Origin of the sequence: Cupriavidus sp. SK-3 (assembly GCF_000611145.1) — a bacterium.
Classification (GTDB): domain Bacteria; phylum Pseudomonadota; class Gammaproteobacteria; order Burkholderiales; family Burkholderiaceae; genus Cupriavidus.
Genome location: NZ_JFJV02000109.1, coordinates 7365 through 10217 on the forward strand (window position 1 = coordinate 7365; position 2853 = coordinate 10217).

Genomic DNA, 2853 nt, shown 5'->3' on the forward strand with positions numbered 1-2853 from the left:
CCTGCGCGAGGCGTGGGACGGCGTCGACCTAGTGGTGTTCTGCGCCGCCGACTACCGCCCACTGCGCCCCTGGGAACTGGAGGCCGAAAGCGTGCGCCACACCATCGAGACCAACCTGAACAGTGTCTATTACGGATTGCAGGCCACACTCGCCGACATGCTGGCGCGCGGCAGCGGCAGCCTGGTGCTGGTGGCCAGCGTGGCCGGTTATATGGGACTGCCCAATGCCACTGTTTACGGCCCGACCAAGGCCGCGCTGATCAACTTGGCGGAGCTGCTCTATGCCGAACTGCATCCAAGTGGGCTGGGCGTCTACCTGGTCAACCCCGGCTTCGTGAAGACCCGGCTGACGGCGCATAATGCCTTTCGCATGCCCGCTCTGCTCACGCCCGAGGCCGCCGCCGAGGCTATCCTGCGAGGCCTGGCGCGAGGCCGCTTTGAGATCGATTTTCCGCGCCGCTTCACCCGGCTGCTCAAGCTGGCGAGCCTGCTACCGTACCGGTTGCGCTTTGCGGCGCTGCAAAAAGTAATGGATGCGTCGTGACCCATCTGACCCCATCGGCTCCACCAACCCCGCTGGACGCGTTGCTGCACTGGTACGAAACCCTCTCGCCGTCTTCGCTGGGCGACATCGCGCGCTTCTACTCCGAGGATGCCCGTTTCAAGGATCCCTTCAACGACGTGCGCGGGCGAGAGGCTATCCGCCGGATCTTCGCTCATATGTTCGTTGCCACGGACAACCCGCGCTTCGTGATCGCCGAGAAGATCGGGCAAGCCGGCGCGGCCCAGGCCTTCGTGGTGTGGGACTTTCACTTTATGCTGAAGGGGAAGCCGTATCAGGTGCATGGCAGTTCACACTTGCGCTTTGATGAGAGCGGCTGCGTCACTTTTCATCGGGATTATTGGGATGCCGCGGAAGAACTCTGGCAGCAATTGCCGGTGCTCGGTCCCATCGTAGCCTGGCTGCGCCGCCGCTTCGCCACGCCGCTCCGCTAGCCCACAGGTTCTGTCTTTGGGGCGCGGCGCGTAAGATGGCGCGAGGAAAACGAAATCGCAATGGCGGGTCGTCAACAACATGGCATCGAGCTGGACATCCCTGCTGCAAATGTGCGGAGACAAGGCTGCGGCCAAGCGTTTCTCCATGCGGCTGTTGGCGCGCAGTACTAACGGGCCACATAAGATCGTCACCGATCAGCTACGCAGCTATCCGGCCCCGAAGGCCGAGATTGCCAAGCTGGAGGGGATGCTTTCGTTCAATGCCAACAACGAAGCGGGCCTAGGATTAGATTAAGTTCCTGCGGCAGGGCGCTGGCTTTCGCGATGGCAGGGGTGATCTTTACAACGAGCCAGCCTTTCCTCCAGGGACAGCGGCCCCTGTCTGTCAGACATCACAACGTTTCGCTTAGCCCCTCGCGGTCAAACGTATGCCCCGGCTCTGGCCCCAATCGAGCAATTGGTCCTTCACATCCCTACTCATCTGAGGCAAGCTCGGTTTCGATCTGTGCGATCGACGGCAGATCCGGCGTCAAGGGGGGCGGAATCTCGCGTAGCAACTGGTATTCGGCGACACGATCACTATCAACGAAGACCTCCGTGTCTATTCGATCCACTTACAGAAGACGAATACACGGCACTTAGAACGCAACTTACTCTCGGAAGGGTGCCGCGATGCACTGGTGTTGTGGAGCGCTCTCCTGATGGATGGACACAACTGCTACAGCATCATGTGAGAGCATTGCGGTACAGCGAAACGAGTTCACGCGCGTTTCGCGTGCGGGTCCGCTTTGGCGTGTTCGATCGCCTTAAGTGTTTCTGAGTCGAGTACTGCCTGGGCGTCGGACGGAATGGCGAACAGTTTGCCGTCGATGTCATGGACGTGTAACTGCTCATGGGTGACTGCATCCGTCACCAGCGCGCGGCCGGTCAGGCGCAGGGCGGCTTGGAGCTGTGATTGTCCCGCGACGATCCGGTAATTGCGTCCTTCTGATCGTCTCACCACCGCATCAGTGGGGATCTCGCTGAGTTCAATAGCGCCGAATCCGGGGAGCGACATTTCCTCGATGCGATTCTTGATGCAGGCGACCATCACGGCGGCGCCGGGGCGCTCGGTTGTCGCAAGCCGTTCATATTGACCGAGGAGAATATTGGCCTTCTCGATTGAGGGCGTCGTATAGACAAAGGACTGGATGGCGGTCGGCGGGCGCGTCAACCGGGTCGCCATCATTGCGAATGCCCAGTCCCTCTTGTAGTTGCAGTGTGGGCATACCCAGCCATACTTGGTGGCAATCAAGATGCCAGGGGCGCCACCTTCGACGCCGTGGCGGTGATCGTCGCTGTTCCTGCAGGTGAAGGCGCGCAGAACCGGGCCGCCGAGGCCGACCTGGTTCTCGTTGAGGTTCTGGACCTGATCTTCGGTGAACGGTGTGCGAATGTAACTCATGGCATTTGAGAAGGCAGACTCGGAGCGGCGTGGCTATCGCTGCACAACCGGCACTCGCCACGTTCGGGAGTGTGCCCGGCGGCCAACAGAAACTCCGGGCGCCAGGACACACTGCGGTCGCGGCCTCTTTCTAGTTTATGCCCGGGAGAAGGTCTATGTCGCTTTGGCCGGTCCGGACCTCTTGTGTGCTGCCCGACCTAAATCGAGGATTGGCCGGGATTCCTCAAAAATCCGCCGCACCTCCACCTAACCGTTTGATTTCAAATCGGAACTCCCCTTCACGACGGGCCCCGTGACTCCCGTGATGGACACCCGGAAATGTTCCACAGTCTGCCCGGCGTTGACTGCCCGCTGCAACCAGTCCGGCATGGCACCGCGGCCATCCCAGCCCTGCCCGTGCGCGTTGCGGTAGC

General features: G+C 61.0%; 5 protein-coding genes. 3 read left to right on the forward strand and 2 right to left on the reverse strand.

All coding sequences use genetic code 11. The annotated features are described in order from the left end of the window. The 3 genes from CF70_RS11945 to CF70_RS11955 form a co-directional block, all read left to right on the forward strand. Window positions 1–544 (forward strand): SDR family NAD(P)-dependent oxidoreductase (locus CF70_RS11945; RefSeq protein ID WP_235185009.1); only part of this gene is annotated, 544 nt, incomplete at its 5' end. Beyond that, window positions 541–996, forward strand: coding sequence for a nuclear transport factor 2 family protein (locus CF70_RS11950; RefSeq protein WP_235185010.1), 456 nt, complete (start codon window positions 541–543; stop codon window positions 994–996). The genes CF70_RS11945 and CF70_RS11950, both read left to right, overlap by 4 nt. 79 nt (window positions 997–1075) lie before the next feature. Then, a complete protein-coding gene (locus CF70_RS11955; RefSeq protein ID WP_035864526.1) occupies window positions 1076–1291 on the forward strand; it encodes a hypothetical protein in 216 nt (71 codons plus the stop codon). 465 nt (window positions 1292–1756) lie between these two features. On the opposite strand, the gene CF70_RS11960 is transcribed toward CF70_RS11955, so the two are convergent. Beyond that, window positions 1757–2440 (reverse strand): hypothetical protein, encoded by a 684-nt coding sequence (locus CF70_RS11960; protein WP_035864528.1) that lies wholly within the window; start codon window positions 2438–2440, stop codon window positions 1757–1759. Window positions 2441–2686: 246 nt separating this feature from the next. Then, the coding region (locus CF70_RS35910) for an H-NS family nucleoid-associated regulatory protein (RefSeq protein ID WP_152561779.1) at window positions 2687–2853 on the reverse strand (167 nt) is incomplete at its 5' end.